Annotated in this window: 14 protein-coding genes; 5 read left to right on the top strand and 9 right to left on the bottom strand. The window is 73.6% G+C overall.

All coding sequences use genetic code 11. The annotated features are described in order from the left end of the window. Nucleotides 1-299: 299 nt before the first annotated feature. A complete protein-coding gene (locus tag ACWCP2_RS29265; protein ID WP_450911564.1) occupies nucleotides 300-1,544 on the bottom strand; it encodes a helix-turn-helix domain-containing protein in 1,245 nt (414 codons plus the stop codon). Nucleotides 1,545-1,754: 210 nt separating this feature from the next. Here ACWCP2_RS29265 and ACWCP2_RS29260 point away from each other — a divergent pair, with 210 nt between their 5' ends. Continuing rightward, entirely contained in the window at nucleotides 1,755-2,384 is a 630-nt protein-coding gene (locus tag ACWCP2_RS29260; RefSeq protein ID WP_450911563.1) for a hypothetical protein, read from the top strand. A gap of 131 nt (nucleotides 2,385-2,515) precedes the next feature. Continuing rightward, complete coding sequence (locus ACWCP2_RS29255; RefSeq protein ID WP_450911562.1) at nucleotides 2,516-2,773, top strand: DUF6343 family protein; 258 nt, start codon at nucleotides 2,516-2,518, stop codon at nucleotides 2,771-2,773. A gap of 58 nt (nucleotides 2,774-2,831) precedes the next feature. Here ACWCP2_RS29255 and ACWCP2_RS29250 read toward each other — a convergent pair whose 3' ends face one another. The 4 genes from ACWCP2_RS29250 to rpsA form a co-directional block, all read right to left on the bottom strand. Next, on the bottom strand, nucleotides 2,832-3,227 hold the full coding sequence (locus ACWCP2_RS29250) for a tetratricopeptide repeat protein (protein WP_266876942.1): 396 nt from the start codon (nucleotides 3,225-3,227) through the stop codon (nucleotides 2,832-2,834). Between the two features lie 50 nt (nucleotides 3,228-3,277). Next, nucleotides 3,278-3,895 (bottom strand): dephospho-CoA kinase, encoded by a 618-nt coding sequence (gene coaE, locus ACWCP2_RS29245; protein ID WP_450911561.1) that lies wholly within the window; start codon nucleotides 3,893-3,895, stop codon nucleotides 3,278-3,280. 61 nt (nucleotides 3,896-3,956) lie between these two features. Beyond that, a complete protein-coding gene (locus ACWCP2_RS29240; protein ID WP_250752979.1) occupies nucleotides 3,957-4,895 on the bottom strand; it encodes a PAC2 family protein in 939 nt (312 codons plus the stop codon). A gap of 202 nt (nucleotides 4,896-5,097) precedes the next feature. After that, entirely contained in the window at nucleotides 5,098-6,615 is a 1,518-nt protein-coding gene (gene rpsA / locus ACWCP2_RS29235; protein WP_266876946.1) for a 30S ribosomal protein S1, read from the bottom strand. A gap of 358 nt (nucleotides 6,616-6,973) precedes the next feature. On the opposite strand from rpsA, the gene ACWCP2_RS29230 reads away from it, so the two are divergent. Both ACWCP2_RS29230 and hrpB read left to right on the top strand, forming a co-directional pair. Beyond that, nucleotides 6,974-7,822, top strand: coding sequence for a class I SAM-dependent methyltransferase (locus tag ACWCP2_RS29230; protein WP_450911560.1), 849 nt, complete (start codon nucleotides 6,974-6,976; stop codon nucleotides 7,820-7,822). 4 nt (nucleotides 7,823-7,826) lie between these two features. After that, nucleotides 7,827-10,421, top strand: coding sequence for an ATP-dependent helicase HrpB (gene hrpB, locus ACWCP2_RS29225; RefSeq protein ID WP_450911559.1), 2,595 nt, complete (start codon nucleotides 7,827-7,829; stop codon nucleotides 10,419-10,421). On the opposite strand, the gene ACWCP2_RS29220 is transcribed toward hrpB, so the two are convergent. The 3 genes from ACWCP2_RS29220 to ACWCP2_RS29210 form a co-directional block, all read right to left on the bottom strand. Continuing rightward, nucleotides 10,411-11,388: a DUF3068 domain-containing protein gene (locus ACWCP2_RS29220; RefSeq protein ID WP_450911558.1), complete on the bottom strand. Its 978-nt coding sequence runs from the start codon at nucleotides 11,386-11,388 to the stop codon at nucleotides 10,411-10,413. The two genes, hrpB and ACWCP2_RS29220, sit on opposite strands and share 11 nt — an antisense overlap. 14 nt (nucleotides 11,389-11,402) lie before the next feature. After that, nucleotides 11,403-11,543, bottom strand: a complete 141-nt coding sequence (locus ACWCP2_RS29215; protein ID WP_450911557.1) for an SPW_0924 family protein — start codon at nucleotides 11,541-11,543, stop codon at nucleotides 11,403-11,405. 175 nt (nucleotides 11,544-11,718) lie between these two features. Further along, nucleotides 11,719-13,074 carry a lytic murein transglycosylase gene (locus ACWCP2_RS29210; RefSeq protein WP_450911556.1) on the bottom strand — a complete coding sequence of 452 codons (1,356 nt, stop codon included), beginning with the start codon at nucleotides 13,072-13,074 and terminating at the stop codon, nucleotides 11,719-11,721. Nucleotides 13,075-13,300: 226 nt separating this feature from the next. Between ACWCP2_RS29210 and ACWCP2_RS29205 the strand changes: the two genes are divergently transcribed. Next, on the top strand, nucleotides 13,301-14,197 hold the full coding sequence (locus tag ACWCP2_RS29205) for a DUF4184 family protein (protein WP_450911555.1): 897 nt from the start codon (nucleotides 13,301-13,303) through the stop codon (nucleotides 14,195-14,197). 41 nt (nucleotides 14,198-14,238) lie between these two features. On the opposite strand, the gene polA is transcribed toward ACWCP2_RS29205, so the two are convergent. Beyond that, nucleotides 14,239-16,962, bottom strand: a complete 2,724-nt coding sequence (gene polA / locus ACWCP2_RS29200; protein WP_450911554.1) for a DNA polymerase I — start codon at nucleotides 16,960-16,962, stop codon at nucleotides 14,239-14,241. Nucleotides 16,963-16,999: the final 37 nt, after the last annotated feature.

The raw sequence follows: 16,999 nt of genomic DNA, 5'->3' as shown, positions 1-16,999 counted from the left end.
GCTCAGGTCCTGGAACGCCTGGGTCACGTCGTACGGGGAGGTGGTGCGCGCCAGCGGAATGCGGCGGCCGGGGTCCTGGCGGCCGGAGCCCAGCGCGGCCCCCGGCAACGGCGCCGCACGCGGCAAGGGTCCGGGCGCAGCCCGGGGAACGGGCGAAGGGCGGGTAGGGGACCCAGCCCCGCAGGGCCCACCCAGCCGCACCCGCCCACCGCCCCCGGGCCGTGACGGCCGCGCCGACCCGCCACCGCCGGACGGAGTCCGCCGCAGCGGCCCCCGGTGGCCAAACCTGGCGGCGCCGATCAGCGCCCCCAGCGGCCCTGCTCGTGGGCGTAGCCGTAGACGGGGCGGTCCGAGGAGGCGGCGGAGATCCGCCAGGGGCGGCCGCCCTCGTCCAGGCGGAGGGTGCCGGAACCCTTCGGGCCGCTCCAGCGGAGGTCCAGGTACCAGTCGCAGTCGCATCCGGTGCTGCTCGCCACCACCCGCAGGACGGCCGGTTCCGCGGCCGAGACCCGGAACGGGAACGCGGGGGCCTCGATCTTGTCCCCCTGGTCGTTCCCGGCCACCGGCCGGGCCTGCGGGCGCGGCGCGTCCAGGTTGACCGTGAACCCGGCCGGGGTGAGGCCTCCCCCGCAGCCCTGCGACATCTGGTAGACGTTCCATCGCAGTGGGGCCCGTCGACCGGCCACCCGTACCTCCAGGTCCTCCAGGATCACCGGGTCCGGACCCGTGCCCAGCAGGGTCACCTCCACGATCTGCGTCCCCGCGTGCACGGCCCCGCGGCCCGCCGCCCACGCGGGCGCGTCCGCCTCCACCGGTGGCGGGGGCACCGCCGAGGGTGCCTGCGCGGAGAGGTACGCGTGGTCGCAGCCCGCCGCCCACACGTGCGACCGTACGGCCGCCCGCAGGGGCGCCGCCGCGGGCGAGGGGCCGGCCGTCGCCGCGGGCGGCCGCGTCGGCGCTTGAGTCGCTCCGGTCGGCGCGCCCGACTGCGGGCCCGCCTGCGGGCCGGTGTCCGTCGGGGTCGCCGCGGGTCCGGCCTGCGATGCCGTCGGTCCGGTCGCCGTCCCGCTCCCCGTCGCCCCCGCCGGACCCGGGCCCGTACCCGGAGCAGCCACCGCGGGTCCGGCCTGCGGTGCCCGGCGGTCCGCGCCCGCGGGCGGAAGCCATCCGACGCCGACGGCGAGGGCCACGACCGCGGCCGCCGCCACCCCGGCCAGCAGGAGGCGGCGCCCGGACCGGCGTGCGACCGGTACCGGTACCGCGGTCGGCACCGGGACCGGCGTTGCCGCCTCCGGTTCCGGCGCCGGCGCCTCCTCCGCCACCGTGGCCGCCCGCCGCCGCGCGTCCGCCAGCAGCCAGGCCCGGTGCAGTGCCACCGCCTCGTCCGGCGTCGCCCCGCAGGCCCGCGCGAAGCGGTCGACCACCACGAACTCCGCGGGCAGCGCCTCACCGCTGCAGTAGCGGTGCAGGGTCGACGTACTCGTGTGGAGGACGCGTGCGAGAGACCCGTAGCTCTGCCCGCCGCGCTCCTTCAGTTCCCTCATCAACCGTGCGAACGACTGCGCCTCGGCCGATCTCCCCGTCCCGGGATTCCGTTCCATGTCAACGATGTTCCCGCAGCTGAGGGCGCGTACGGCCGTTCCATTGTCCCGAGTTGGTCCCGAACCGTCGCCCCGGGCCCGGGGCCGGGTACAGCCTTCTCCACGAGCACCGTCCACCGTCACACCATCAGGACCTCACGGGGAGAACCGACCATGTTCCGACGCACAGCCCGCACCGCCCGCACCGCCGCCGCGCTCGCGGCCACCGCGGCCGCCGCCACCGCCCTCGTCCTCGCCGCCTCCACCACCTCCTCGGCCGCCGCCACCGCGCCCGGGTTCCTGGCCGGCGCCGACCTGCCCCCGCACCCCGGCTCCCCCTGGTACGCCGGGAAGGTCACCAAGGGGCTGCCCGAGTTCGCTCCGTTCTGCGTGGAGGGCGTGCTGCCCACCACCGGGAGCTGGTACCGCGACTTCTCCACCGAGTTCGACACGGGCGCGGTCCAGGTGTCCGTACGGACGTCCTCCAGCGCCGCGGCCGTCAAGCTCGCATCGGCCCTGGAGCGCAAGGTGGCGGCCTGCGCCGCCGACTGGCTGCGCAAGACCCCCGGCGGCACGGCCTCCTGGCAGGACTACGGGAAGCTCAGCGTCGAGGAGGGCGCGCACGTCTACGGGGTGCACACCTCCATGCCGGAGTCCGAGCCCGGCGTCCACCTGTACGGGATCGGGCGCGACGGCTCCACCGTGACGGTCGTGAAGTGGGGGCAGATGGGCTATCTGAACGAGGCGCCCGTCCCGGCCTTCAAGAAGACGACCGTCAAGGCCGTGAACAAGCTCAACCCCTGACCCGTCACGCGCTGACCCCCTCGCCCCCACGCCCTCACGCCCCACGCCCTCACGCCTCCGGTGGGACCATGGAGGGGAAGGGACGAGCAAGCCGGGGGGACGAGGGCGACGGCGTAGAGGCGGCGATGGCCATGCGCACCGGAAACGAGCCGGTGACCGCCCGCAGCGCGCTGCGGCTGCGGTTCTGGCTGAGCCTGTGGGGGCTGGTCTGGTCCGGTGCCGGGGCGGCGGCGTTCGCGCTCGCCGCCCGGCCCGGATGGGCGGCGGCCTGCGCCGCCGTCGCCGTGCTCGCGGCCGTGGACCTGGCCGTGGTGCTCCGCCACATCCGCCAGGGCCCGCACTACCAGCCGGGCCGCGACATCCCGCCGTACGATCCGCCCCGGCGCTGAGCGGGCGGACGGACGGACGGACGGACGGAAGGGCGGACAGGCCGACGGCCAGCCGGGGCTACTTCTCGAAGCGGGCCGCCGCCAGGTAGTCCGGCTGCGGGTCCAGGGCGGCCGCGAGGCGGAAGTGCTTGCGGGCCTGCTCCGGCCGGCCGGCGCGCTCGTGGGTGCGGGCCAGTGCGAAGTGGGCGAACGCGTTGTCCGGCTCCCGCTCCAGCACGATCTCGAACTCCAGCTCCGCCGGCCGCAATTGGGCGGCGGCGAAGAAGGCCCGGGCGCGCAGCAGCCGGGCCGCCGTGTTCTCCGGGTGGGCGGCTATCACCGAGTCGAGGAGCTTCACCGCACCGCGCGGGTCGCGCGCGGCGAGGAGCTGCTCGGCGGCCCGGTAGTCGATGACGTGCGTCTCGGGCGACGAGGACCGGGGCGGCGGCGGGAGCTGCGGCGTGGTGTCGGACACGATCTCTTCCTTCCCTCTGAAGCCGCGTTCAACGCCCCGCACCGCGCACGCTATTCCCCTCGGCGTTCCCCTCGGCCGAGTCGCTCCTCGAGCTCCTCCCACACCTTGTGCACCTGCGGCTCCAGCGCCTCCAGCGGCCCGTCGTTGTCGATCACGAGCGTGGCGACGGCCAGCCGCTGTTCCCGGGTGGCCTGCGCGGCCATCCGGGCACGGGCTTCGGACTCCGCCATGCCGCGCAGCGCCGTGAGCCGGGACAGCTGCGTGGCGGGCGCCGCGTCCACGACGACGACCAGGTCGTACAGCGGGGCGAGGCCGTTCTCCGCGAGGAGCGGTACGTCGTGCACCACGATCGCGTCGGGCCCCGCGGCGGCCTCCAGCTCGGCGGACCGGGCCCCGACCAGCGGGTGCACGATCCCGTTGAGGATCCGCAGCTTCGCGGGGTCCGCGAACACGATCGACCCCAGCTTCGGCCGGTCCAGCCCGCCCTGCGGAGTCAGCACGGACTCCCCGAAGGCGGCCACCACCGCCGCGAGCCCGGGCGTGCCCGGCTCCACGACCTCCCGCGCGATCCGGTCGGCGTCCACGACGACCGCCCCGTACCCCGCCAGCAGCCGCGAGACCTCGCTCTTGCCGGCGCCGATTCCGCCTGTCAGACCAACTTTCAACATGCCCGGCAGACTAACCCCCGCGCCCTGGGATCCGTACAGCCCCCCGAGCGCGGAGGGGATCTCAGCCCTCGCCCTCGCGCTCCGCCAGGAACCGCTCGAATTCGAGGCCGATCTCGTCCGCCGACGGAATCTCCGCGGGCTCCGCGATCATGTTGCCCCGGGTCTCGGCGCCGGCCGCCGCGTCGTACTGGTGCTCCAGCCCCTGCACGAGGCTGACCAGCTCCTCGTCGCCCTCCCGGATCTGCCGGTCGATCTCCGTCTGCGTGCGGTGCGCCTCGGTGCGCAGCGCGTGCGCGACCGAGGGCAGCACCAGCCCCGTGGCAGCGGTGATCGCCTCCAGGGCGGTCAGCGCGGCGTCGGGGTACGGGGAGCGCGCCACGTAGTGCGGTACGTGGGCGGCGACGCCCAGCACGTCGTGCCCGGCCTGGCCGAGGCGGAACTCGACCAGCGACTCGGCGCTGCCGGGGACCTGGGCCTCGTCGAAGGGGCTGCGGTGTCCCGGCATGAGGTCGGTCCGGTTGCCGTGCGGGGTGATCCCGACGGGCCGGGTGTGCGGGACGCCCATGGGGATGCCGTGGAAGTTGACGGAGAGCCGCACGCCCAGGCGCTCGACGATCTGCCGGACGGCGACGGCGAAGCGTTCCCACTCCACGTCCGGCTCGGGGCCGGACAGCAGCAGGAAGGGCGCGCCCGTGGCGTCCTGGACGAGGCGCACCTCCAGCAGGGGCTCCTCGAACTCCGTCCAGTGGTCGCGCTGGAAGGTCAGCAGCGGACGGCGTGCCCGGTAGTCCACCAGGCGGTCCGCGTCGAACCGGGCCACGACCTGGTGGGGCAGCGTGTCGAGCAGCCGCTCGACGATCTGCTCGCCGGTCTCGCCCGCGTCTATGTACCCCTCGAAGTGGTAGAGCATGACCAGCCCGGCCGAGTCCTGGGCGAGCGCCAGGTCGGCCACCGCCAGGCCCTTGGCGTCCCATTCGTACAAACCCTGTGGATCAAGCACCGCCACCACTCCTCCTCCGCCGCGTTCTCTGGCAAGAACGTCCAAGGTGCCGTGACCATTCCCCAGTTGGCGCGGCGTTCACAGAACGTGCGGCTCCGCCCCGCGGCATGCGGCTCCGCCCCGCAACGCGGTAAGGCCCGCCCCCCGAAGGGGACGGGCCTTACCGGTGAAGATCAGCTCGGCTCGCGCCGTGCTGCTGCGATCAGCTCTGGCCGCCGGCCAGCTTCTCGCGGAGCGCGGCGAGGGCCTCGTCGGACGCCAGGGCGCCAGAGGTCTCGTCCGCACCCTCGGAGGAGTACGAACCACCCGAGATGCCCGCACCGGCGCTGCTGCTGCTGCCCGCGGCCGGAGCGGCCGCACCCTCGGCAGCGGCGGCCTCGTCGGCCTCGCGGCTCTTGATGACCTGGGCCTGGTGCTGCTCGAAGCGCTGCTGCGCCTCGGCGTACTGGCCCTCCCAGGCTTCGCGCTGCTTGTCGAAGCCCTCGAGCCAGTCGTTGGTCTCGGGGTCGAAGCCCTCGGGGTAGATGTAGTTGCCCTGGTCGTCGTACGACGCGGCCATGCCGTACAGGGTCGGGTCGAACTCGACCGACGCCGGGTCGGCACCGAAGGACTCGTTGGCCTGCTTCAGGGACAGCGAGATCCGGCGACGCTCGAGGTCGATGTCGATGACCTTGACGAAGATCTCGTCGTTGACCTGGACGACCTGCTCCGGGATCTCCACGTGGCGCTCGGCCAGCTCGGAGATGTGGACCAGACCCTCGATGCCCTCGTCCACGCGGACGAACGCACCGAACGGAACCAGCTTGGTGACCTTACCCGGGACGACCTGACCGATCTGGTGCGTCCGGGCGAACTGCTGCCACGGGTCTTCCTGCGTCGCCTTCAGCGACAGGGAGACGCGCTCGCGGTCCATGTCGACGTCGAGGACCTCGACGGTGACTTCCTGGCCGACCTCGACAACCTCGGACGGGTGGTCGATGTGCTTCCAGGACAGCTCGGAGACGTGGACGAGACCGTCGACGCCGCCCAGGTCCACGAAGGCACCGAAGTTGACGATCGAGGAAACGACGCCGGAGCGGACCTGACCCTTCTGCAGGGTGGTGAGGAACGTCTGGCGAACCTCGGACTGGGTCTGCTCGAGCCAGGCGCGGCGGGACAGGACCACGTTGTTGCGGTTCTTGTCCAGCTCGATGATCTTCGCCTCGAGCTCCTTGCCCACGTAGGGCTGGAGGTCGCGGACGCGACGCATCTCGACGAGGGAGGCCGGCAGGAAGCCACGGAGGCCGATGTCGAGGATGAGCCCACCCTTGACGACCTCGATGACGGTACCGGTGACGATGCCGTCTTCTTCCTTGATCTTCTCGATCGTGCCCCAGGCGCGCTCGTACTGCGCACGCTTCTTGGACAGGATCAGACGGCCTTCCTTGTCCTCCTTCTGGAGAACAAGGGCCTCGATCTCGTCGCCGACCTTGACGACCTCGTTCGGGTCGACATCGTGCTTGATCGAGAGCTCGCGGCTCGGGATGACGCCCTCGGTCTTGTAACCGATGTCGAGGAGAACCTCGTCACGGTCGACCTTCACGATGACGCCGTCGACGATGTCGCCGTCGTTGAAGTACTTGATCGTCTCGTCGATCGCGGCGAGGAACGCGGCCTCGTCACCGATGTCGTTGACCGCAACCTGCGGGGTGGTGGCGGTGGTCTCGGTGCTGCTCGTCATGTGGGTAAGGGCTCCGGTTACGGACAGAAAGTCGTAGGTACTGCTACGCCGGGAGCCCTTATCGGCATCTGCCGAAGAAGCCGGACAGCCAAGGAAGCCCCAGTTCCGCGAAGTGCGGGGTGGGGGCCTCGAAAACCGAGGGGACATCAACAGATACAAGCGCAGCCTGCTAGGTCTGAGGAGCACAGGCTCGCAGCGCAACTTGTAGCATACGGGGGCAGCCGGACAGGGTCAATGCGCGAAGGCGCACACCCCGGGCGGATCACCGCACAACCGGCACAATTGGCGGGCGGGCAGGCGCCGATGGCCCTTCCAGCCCGCTTTCCGCAGACATTCGCAGACTACGACGACGGGCCCCATGAACCAAGAGGACCGCGCCCCCGAAGAGGCGTACGAAGCCGGATCCCCCGCCGACGACGATTCCGAGGCCACGCGGCGTGACGCCGGGGAAGCGGAGAGCAGCCGGGCCAGCCGGGGCTGGTGGGACCGCAACGCCGACGAGTACCAGAGCGAGCACGGAGCGTTCCTCGGTGACGACCGCTTCGTCTGGGGCCCCGAGGGCCTGGACGAGGCGGAGGCCGCCCTGCTCGGCCCCGCCGCCTCCCTCAAGGGCAAGGACGTCCTGGAGATCGGCGCCGGCGCCGCCCAGTGCTCGCGCTGGCTGGCCGCCCAGGGCGCCCGTCCCGTCGCCCTGGACCTCTCCCACCGCCAGCTCCAGCACGCCCTGCGCATCGGCGAGGACGTCCCCCTGGTCGAGGCCGACGCCGGGCGCCTGCCCTTCCGCGACGCCTCCTTCGACCTCGCCTGCTCCGCCTACGGGGCCGTTCCCTTCGTCGCCGACCCCGTCAACGTGATGCGCGAGGTGCGCCGGGTCCTGCGCCCCGGCGGGCGCTGGGTCTTCTCCGTCACCCATCCCATCCGCTGGGCCTTCCCCGACGAGCCGGGCCCCGAGGGGCTGTCCGTGGCCGCCTCCTACTTCGACCGCACCCCGTACGTCGAGCAGGACGAGCAGGGCCGCGCCGTGTACGTGGAGCACCACCGCACCCTCGGCGACCGGGTACGGGACGTGGTCGCGGGCGGCTTCCGCCTCCTCGACCTGGTCGAGCCGGAATGGCCCGCGTGGAACAGCCAGGAGTGGGGCGGCTGGTCCCCGCTGCGCGGCAACCTCATCCCCGGTACGGCGATCTTCGTGTGCGAGCGGGACTGATCCGGTGACGCAGCAGCGCCCGGTCCGTACGGCCGACCTCGACGCCCTTCCCGTGCGGGAAGCCGTGCCCGCGCTCGTGGCGGCGCTGGACGCCCACGGCACCGCCGTGCTCTGCGCCCCGCCCGGCACCGGCAAGACCACGCTGGTGCCCCTGGTGCTGGCGGGGCTGGTGGGACCGGACGGCAGCGGATCGGCGCACGGGCCGCGCCGCCGGGTCGTGGTGGCCGAACCCCGCCGGATCGCCGCCCGTGCGGCGGCCCGGCGGATGGCCTGGCTGCTCGGCGAGCAGGTCGGCGCCTCGGTCGGGTTCACGGTGCGCGGGGAGCGGGTGGTCGGACCGTCCACCGTGATCGAGGTGGTCACCACCGGCGTGCTCCTCCAGCGCCTCCAGCGGGACCAGGAACTCTCCGGGACCGACCTGGTCGTCCTGGACGAGTGCCACGAGCGGCACCTGGACGCCGACACGGTCGCCGCGTTCCTCCTGGACGTACGCGAGAACCTCCGCCCGGAGCTGCGCCTCCTCGCGGCGTCCGCGACCACCGACGCGGCCGGCTGGTCCCGGGTGCTCGGCGGCGCCCCGGTCGTGGAGGCCGCCGGCGTCTCCCACCCGGTGGAGACGGTGTGGGCCCCGCCGGCCCGCCCGGTGCGGCCACCGCACGGGATGCGGGTGGACCCGGCGCAGCTGACGCACGTGGCCTCGGTGGTGCGGCGGGCGCTGGCGGAACGTTCCGGCGACCTGCTGTGCTTCCTGCCCGGCGTCGGCGAGATCGCCCGGGTCGCCGGGCAGCTCGGCGGCGTCGGCGCGGAGGTGCTCCAGATGCACGGCCGCGCTTTGGCCTCCGTCCAGGACGCGGCGCTGACCCCGGCCGGGCACCGCCGGGTCATCCTGTCCACCGCCGTCGCGGAGTCCAGCCTGACGGTGCCCGGCGTACGGATCGTCGTGGACTCGGGGCTGGCCCGCGAACCCCGGGTGGACCACGCCCGGGGCCTGGGGGCGCTCGCGACCGTACGGGCGTCCCGCGCGGCCGGCCGCCAGCGCGCGGGCCGGGCCGGGCGCGAGGCCCCGGGCACGGTGTACCGGTGCTGGGCCGAGGCGGAGGACGGGCGGCTGCCCGCGTACCCCTCCCCCGAGATCCGGATCGCGGACCTCGCGCAGTTCGCCCTCCAGGCCGCCTGCTGGGGCGACCCGGACGCGAACGGCCTGGCCCTGCTCGATCCGCCGCCGGCCGGGGCCATGGCCGCGGCGCGCGAGGTGCTGCTCGCGGTGGGAGCGGTGTCCCCCGACGGCCGGCCCACCCCGCGGGGACTGCGGATGGCCCGGCTCGGCCTGCACCCGCGCCTCGCCCGCGCCCTCCTCGACGGCTCCGCCGCGCTGGGCCCCCGGCCGGCGGCGGAACTGGTGGCCCTGCTGAGCGAGGAGCCGCCGCGGGAGTACGGAGACGACCTGGCCGCGGCCTGGCGCCGGGCCCGCACGGGCGGCGACCCGTACGCGTCGCGCTGGCGCACGGAGGCCAGGCGCCTGGAGCGCGCCGCCGCGGACGGGAGGAGCCCTGCGGGGCAGCCCCCCACCCGGACCCTTCCCGCTGCGCCGGGCGGGGCGGGGCAAGGGCCCCTTCCCGACGACGCCGCCGCCGGGCTGGTGGCCGCACTGGCCTTCCCGGAGCGGGTCGCCCGGGCCAAGGGTCAGGGGGCCTTCCTCATGGCCTCCGGGACCGGGGCCGAGCTCGGCGAGGGGTCAGGGCTGCGCAGCGCGCCCTGGCTGGCCGTCGCCGTCGCCGACCGGCCCCCGCACTCCGCGTCCGCCCGCATCCGTCTCGGGGCCCTCCTCGACGAGGACACCGCCCGCGCGGCGGCCGGCCACCTGTTCCGCGAGGGCGAGGAGGTGCACTGGGAGGACGGCGACCTCGTGGCCCGCAGGATCACCCGGCTCGGTGCCATCGAGCTCGCCGAGCGCCCCCTGCGCAACCCCGACCGCGCCCTCGTCAGGGCCGCGCTGCTCGACGGACTGCGCACCGAAGGGCTCGGCCTGCTCCGCTGGAGCCCGGACGCGCGGGCGCTGCGGTCCCGGCTCGGGTTCCTGCACCGCACGCTCGGCCCGCCCTGGCCCGACGTGGCGGACGACGGGGAGCTGCTGGAGCGGGCCGACGACTGGCTGGAGCCCGAGCTGTCGCGGGCCCGCCGCCGCGCCGACCTCGCACGGATCGACGCGGGGCAGGCGCTGAACCGGCTGCTGCCCTGGGCCACGGGAGAGGCCGCCCGGCTCGACGAGCTGGCCCCGGAGCGGATCGAGGTGCCGAGCGGCTCCCGGATCCGCGTCGACTACTCCGCCGAGCACGGTCAGCCCGTGCTCGCGGTCAAGCTCCAGGAGCTGTTCGGGCTGGCCGAGACCCCCAAGGTCGCGGGGGTGCCCGTACTCGTCCATCTCCTGTCGCCCGCCGGCCGGCCCGCCGCGGTCACCGCCGATCTGGCGTCCTTCTGGCAGGGCGGCTACCGCGCCGTCCGCGCCGAGCTGCGCGGCCGCTATCCCAAGCACCCGTGGCCCGAGGATCCGGCGACCGCCGAGCCCACCCGGCACACCACCGCCCGGCTCAAGCGGTGAACGGCTCCTCGTGCCGCGGACGCCGGCCGCGCGCCTCCAGCCAGAGCGCGAGCCCGAAGAGCGCGAGCCCGCCGGCCGCGAGGCCGATCGGAGCGTAGGTGTGCAGCGCGAGGACCTTGGTCCGGTTCGACTTGACCAGGGCGACGGTGTAGTCGCTGTAGTCCTCGCGCATCTTCACGTGTCCCGCGAAGACGGTGATCTTCCCGTCGGGCGCGCTGCCCGCGATGCTCCCGCCGCGCATCTCCTGCTGGATCTCCTGCTCGGCGTTGACGGGCGCCCCGGTCACCGGGTCGACCCAGAACATCGCCTTCGTCGTGTACCAGAGGGAGGTGCCGGTGGTCTGCTCGAAGGTGGACGAGTCCATGTCGACCGGCATCTTCTTCGGCAGCGAGACCTTGGTCCAGGGGACGGTCTGCTCGTAGTAGTAGACGTCCATGCCCTTGAAGGTGCGCGGGCCCACGTAGTGGATGGGCGAGGAGGTCCGGGTCTGCTGGTCGAAGTACAGGTAGTCGCGGGGCTCGGTGAAGAACGGCCACTTGAACTCGATGCCCTCGCGCTTGACCGGGTCCCCGTCCACCGCCTCGCCCGTGGCGTGCACCGGCGCCTGGGTGTGGGCGTCGAAGATGTAGCGCTCGGGTATCTGGGAGACCATCTTCCCGTCGGGGCCCATGATGTGGGTCAGGGTGTCCCAGACCACCACGTCCTTGCCCGCGCTGGCCTCGATCTCCTTCGAGGCCTCGACGTTGCCCTTGAGGGTCTGGACGATGGTGACCTTGTCGACCTTCTTCGGCTGCATGCCCGCGGTGTAGTCGATCAGGGTGGCGTCCTTCGCCTCCAGGACCACCTCCTGGTACTGGTTCGGCGGGATCTTCGCGAGCCTGGGGTACGCGTACCAGCGCAGCAGCGGTGCGAGGGCTGCACAGAACACGGCTACGGCTAGCAGGACGAGGCTTGCTCTGCGTCGCATGGCCGGGCCCTCCTCTACTTTCCGGGCGCGGCGGGCGCGGTGGTGAGCAGGGGCTTCGGTGAGGTCTTGCCTTCCGGCGCCCCGGCCGCCGTGATGGCGAGGACGAGGAGCACCGCGAGGACGAGACCGCTGGCGGCGGCGACGATTGCGCGCATGCCGGGGCCTCCGGAATCTGATGGGGTGTCAGGGCGGTGGCACCGTAGCAATGCGGGTGACAGATGAGAACCGTTTGCGCCACTGCTCGCGCGGGGACCTCGCGGGGCGCCGGGCGCAGGGGGTCATGCCGCGGCCCGCCCCCTGGTCAGGGGGCGGGCCGCGGTGGGTGTCGCGTCAGGGGGTCCTCGTGGGCGCCGGAGCGCCGGCGGACGCGGAGGGCGAGGCCGAGGGCTTGGGCGACGGCTTGGCCGACGGCTTCGGCTTCGGGCTCGGCTTCGGGCTCGGGCTCGGCGACGGGGAGACCGAAGCGGTGGGCTTCGGCGTGGGCGTGGGCGTGGGCATCGGCGACGGGGTGGGCTTCGGACTCGGAGTCGGGCTCGGCGTGGGCGTCGGGGTAGGCGTCGGCGTGGGCGTCGGGCTCGGAGTCGGCGTCGGGCTCGGCGTAGGCGTCGGGCTCGGAGTCGGCGTGGGCGTCGGCTTCGGCGAAGGCGTGGGACTCGGCGTCGGCGTGGGCGTCGGCGTCGGCTTCGGCTTCGGCTTCGGCGACGGTGTGGGCTTCGGCGAAGGCGTCGGCTTCGGAATCGGGCTCGGGCTCGGCTTCGGCGGTGTGCCGGCCTGGCTGCCCCCACTGCCGCCGCCACTTCCCGTACCGGTACCGCCGCCACCACCGCCCCGGCCGTCCGGGACTTCGTGCACGCCCTTCAGGTAGTACGTGAACCACGACCGCACCGTCCGCAGGTACGCGGAGGACTGGTTGTACGACAGCACGGCCCGGTCCAGATCCGCGTCCACCCGCAGGTCACGGCTACCGGCGCACAGGTAGCGGCCCGCCGCGAGCGCGGCGTCGTGCACGTTGTGGGGGTCGCGGCGGCCGTCGCCGTTGGCGTCCTGGCCCCACGAGGCCCAGGTGGACGGGATGAACTGCATGGGCCCGATCGCACGGTCGTAGCGCGTGTCCCCGTCGTAGGCCCCGCCGTCGGTGTCCGAGATGTTGGCGAAGCCGTTGCCGTCGAGCACGGGGCCCAGGATCGGCCGCAGCGTCTTGCCGGCGGCGTCGACCTGGCCGCCGCGCGCCTGCCCGGACTCGACCTTGCCGATCGCCGCGAGGAGCTGCCAGCGCAGCCCGCATCCGGGGTCGGTCCTGCCGACCGCCCGCTCGGCGCCCCGGTACGCGGCGAGCACGCTCGCCGGTATCCCCTGCGCGCCCTCGGCCCCGCCCGTGGCCGCGGGCCCGGTGCGCGCACCGGGATCCGCGGCGGCCGGCACCACGGTCGGCGCCGGCGCCGGACCCGCCCCGCCCTCGGGCAGCAGTACGGCCGGCGGCTCGGGGCTCACCAGGGGCGGCAGGGCGGTGAAGTAGGAGCCGTCCCCCGCGGAGCCGCCGGGTACCGGCGCGGGCTCGGCGACCGTGATCGTCTCGGCGCTCGCCGCGACCGGCCCCTGCGAGGCGGTCAGCGCGGCGGCCACGAAGGCGGAGGCGACCACGGCGGCCCCGCCCTTGCGCGCCACCCGGCCGAACCGTGTCGACATCCCCCACACCGCGGACCGGTGTCCCGGTATCCGTGTCCGAGCCGTCATGAGCCGGACCCCCCTCCCCCTCGACGTCCGCGTGACCCTACGTCAACTCGCTGTCCATGGCACGCATCGCGAGTCGGAATTCACGATTTCCTCATGAGTTCCGCAGCCCGCCCATACTGGACACACCGATCGCACCGGACCGCACCGGTCGATGAGCCGACCCCGGAGACCACGTCCCATGCCGTTCACCCTCAGCCATGCGGCCGCCGTACTTCCGGCCGTCCGCCGTTCCGGCCGTGCGCGCGGCCCCCTCGTCGGATCGGCCCTGGTCCTCGGGTCGTTCGCCCCCGACAGCTTCTACTTCGCCGACACGCTCGTGTCGGGCCTCAGGCCGTACGGCACCTTCACGCACTCCCTGCCCGGCGTCCTGACCGCCGACGCGGTACTGACCGCCGTCCTCGCGGCGTGCTGGCTGCTGCTGCGCGAGCCGCTGATCGCGCTCCTGCCCCGCCGCCGGCAGGGCAGGGTGCACTCCTTCGTCCGGGGCGAGGAGTGGCGGGGCCGCCGACTGCCCGCGCTGGCCCTCTGGTTCTACCTCTCGGCGGTCATCGGCTCCCTCACGCACGTGGTGTGGGACGCCTTCACGCACGTGGACCGCTTCGGGACGCGCACCCTGCCGGAGCTGGGCGAGCCGCTCGCCCTCGGCCTGCCCCTCTACTCGTACCTGCAGTACGGGACTTCGGCGCTCGCGGCCTGCTTCCTGGTCTGGTTCACGGTGACCGCGCTGCGCCGGCTGCCGGACGCGCCGGCCCCCGCGTCCGTCCCGGTGCTCGGCCGGGCCGGGGTGGGGGGCGCGCTCGCGCTGGTCCTGGTGTGCGTGGCGGTCGGGGTCACCGTGCGCGTGCTGCGCTTCTTCACCTTCTTCGACACGATCCGCACCCCGCTCGACATCATCCCGACCATCTGTTTCGGTGCGGGCGGCGGCCTCGTCGTGGGGCTGCTGCTGTACGGGGTCCTCGTGCGGCTGCGCCAGTGGCGGCTGCGCGCGCGGCCCTCCACGGACGCGGGCGCGGGCGCGGACCCGGCGGCGTCGGGCGAGAACGAGGGCACGAAAACGCCCGTCCCCACCGCGTAGGCGGGGACGGGCGCTGCCGGACCACAGGTGCGGGCGGGTGATCAGTGCGCGGCGGACTCCCAGTCGGGGCCGACGCCCACGGACACGTCGAGCGGGGCCCGCAGGTCGACGGCGGCGGCCATCTCGCGGCGCACCAGCTCCTCGACCCGCTTGCGCTCTCCGGGCGCGATCTCCAGCACGATTTCGTCGTGGACCTGGAGCAGCATCCGCGACGTCAGCCCGGCCTCGGTGATCGCCCTGTCCACGCGCAGCATCGCGACCTTGACGATGTCGGCGGCGGTGCCCTGGATCGGGGCGTTCAGCGCCATCCGCTCGGCGGCCTCGCGGCGCTGGCGGTTGTCGCTGTTGAGGTCCGGGAGGTAGCGGCGGCGGCCGAGGATCGTGGCCGTGTAGCCGGTGGCGCGGGCCTCCTCGACGACGCGGCCCAGGTAGTCCCGTACCCCGCCGAAGCGCTCGAAGAAGGTCTCCATCAGGCCGCGGGCCTCACCGGGCTCGATGTTCAGCTGCTGGGCCAGGCCGAACGCGGAGAGCCCGTAGGCCAGACCGTAGGACATGGCCTTGATCTTGCGCCGCATCTCGGCGTCGACCTCGGAGCGCTCGACGCCGAACACCTGGGAGGCGACGGTCGTGTGCAGGTCCTCGCCCGACTGGAAGGCTTCGAGCAGGCCCTCGTCCTCGGAGAGGTGGGCCATGACGCGCAGCTCGATCTGGCTGTAGTCGGCGGTCATGAGGGATTCGTATCCCTCGCCGACGACGAAGCCGCGGCGGATGGCCCGGCCCTCGTCGGTGCGCACCGGCACGTTCTGCAGGTTCGGGTCGGTGGAGGACAGCCGGCCGGTCGCGGCGACGGTCTGGCTGAAGCTGGTGTGCACCCGGCCGTCGGCGGCGATCATCTTGACCAGGCCCTCGACGGTGACGCGCAGCTTGGCCTGCTCCCGGTGCCGGAGCATGATCACGGGCAGTTCGTGGTCGGTCTGGGTGGCCAGCCAGGCGAGCGCGTCGGCGTCGGTGGTGTAGCCCGTCTTGGTCTTCTTCGTCTTCGGCAGGTCCAGCTCGCCGAAGAAGACCTCCTGGAGCTGCTTGGGCGAGCCGAGGTTGAACTCGTGGCCCACCGCGGCGTGCGCCTCCTTCACCGCCTGCTGCACGGCGCCCGCGAACTGCAGCTCCATGCCCTCCAGGTGACTCCGGTCGACGGCGATGCCGGCCCGCTCCAGGCGGGCGAGCAGCTCGGAGGTGGGCAGCTCCATGTCGTGGAGCAGCTCGGCGGCGCCCACCTCGGGCAGCTTCACCGTGAAGGCGTCCCCGAGGTCCAGGACGGCGCGGGCCTGCGCCATCAGGGCTTCGGCCTCGGCGGTGTCGTCGGCGCCGAAGGCGAGCTGCCCGTCGGCGGCGGCCGGCGCGAGCTCCCGGTGCAGGTACTCCTGGGAGAGCACGTCCAGCGCGAAGGAGCGGCGGCCCGGCTTGACCAGATAGGCGGCGAGCGCGGTGTCCATGGCGACCCCGGCCAGGGTCCAGCCGTGCTCGGGGAAGACCCGCATCAGGGCCTTGGCGTTGTGCACCACCTTGGGCCTGGCGGCGTCGGCGGCCCAGGCGGCGAAGGCCCGCTCGTCGGCCTCGTCCAGCGCGGACGGCTCGAACCAGGCGGCCGCGCCGCCGGCCGAGGCCAGCGCGATCTCGGAGACGTTGCCGGTGCCGAGCGCCCAGCTGTCGACGGTGGAGATGCCGAGCGGGGCGCCCGCGTGGCTCTCCAGCCACGGCGCGAGCTCGCCGGCGCCGAGCACGGAGCCGTCCAGCTCGACGGCGGCCGCGGCCGGGGCCGGCGCCTGCTCCTCGGCCGCGCCCGGGTCGACGGCGAGCAGTCGCTCGCGCAGGGAGGCGTTGCGGATCTCCAGTACGTCCAGGACTCCGGTGACGGCCGTCCGGTCGTAGGGGGCGCGGGCCAGGTCGGCGGGGGTCTTGGGCAGGGCGACGTCCTTGACCATCTCGGTCAGGACCCGGTTGAGCTTCACGGCGTCCAGGTGGTCGCGGAAGTTTTGCCCGGCCTTGCCCTTGACCTCCTCGGCGCGCTCGACGAGCTCCGCGAACGACCCGAACTGGGTGATCCACTTGGCGGCCGTCTTCTCGCCGACGCCCGGGATGCCGGGGAGGTTGTCGGACGGGTCGCCGCGCAGCGCCGCGAAGTCCGGGTACTGCTGGGGGGTGAGCCCGTACTTCTCCTCGACCTTCTCCGGGGTGAAGCGGGTCAGCTCCGAGACGCCCTTGGTCGGGTAGAGCACGGTGGTGTGCTCGGAGACGAGCTGGAAGGAGTCCCGGTCGCCGGTGACGATGAGCACGTCGAAGCCGAGGGCCTCGGCCTGCGTGGCGAGGGTCGCGATCACGTCGTCGGCCTCGAAGCCGTCGACCGCGAAGCGCGGCACGCTCATCGCGTCCAGGAGCTCGCCGATCAGCTCCACCTGCCCCTTGAACTCGTCGGGGGTCTTGGAGCGGTTCGCCTTGTACTCGGGGAACTCCGCCGAGCGCCACGTCTTGCGGGACACGTCGAACGCCACCGCGAAGTGCGTGGGCGCCTCGTCGCGCAGCGTGTTCGCCAGCATCGACGCGAAGCCGTAGATGGCGTTGGTCGGCTGTCCCGTCGCGGTGGTGAAGTTCTCCGCGGGCAGCGCGAAGAACGCCCGGTACGCCAGGGAGTGCCCGTCCATGAGCATCAGGCGGGGGCGGTCCGCTGCGGTCGGCTGGTCGGTCTTCTTCGATGCTGAATCTGCCACGCCCCCGATCCTAGGCGCCGCCACCGACAAAACCGGA

It is taken from the genome of Streptomyces sp. NPDC002104 (genome assembly GCF_053593795.1).
The sequence above is the reverse complement of the archived record's forward strand: the minus strand, read 5'-3'. Positions and strand labels throughout refer to the sequence as shown.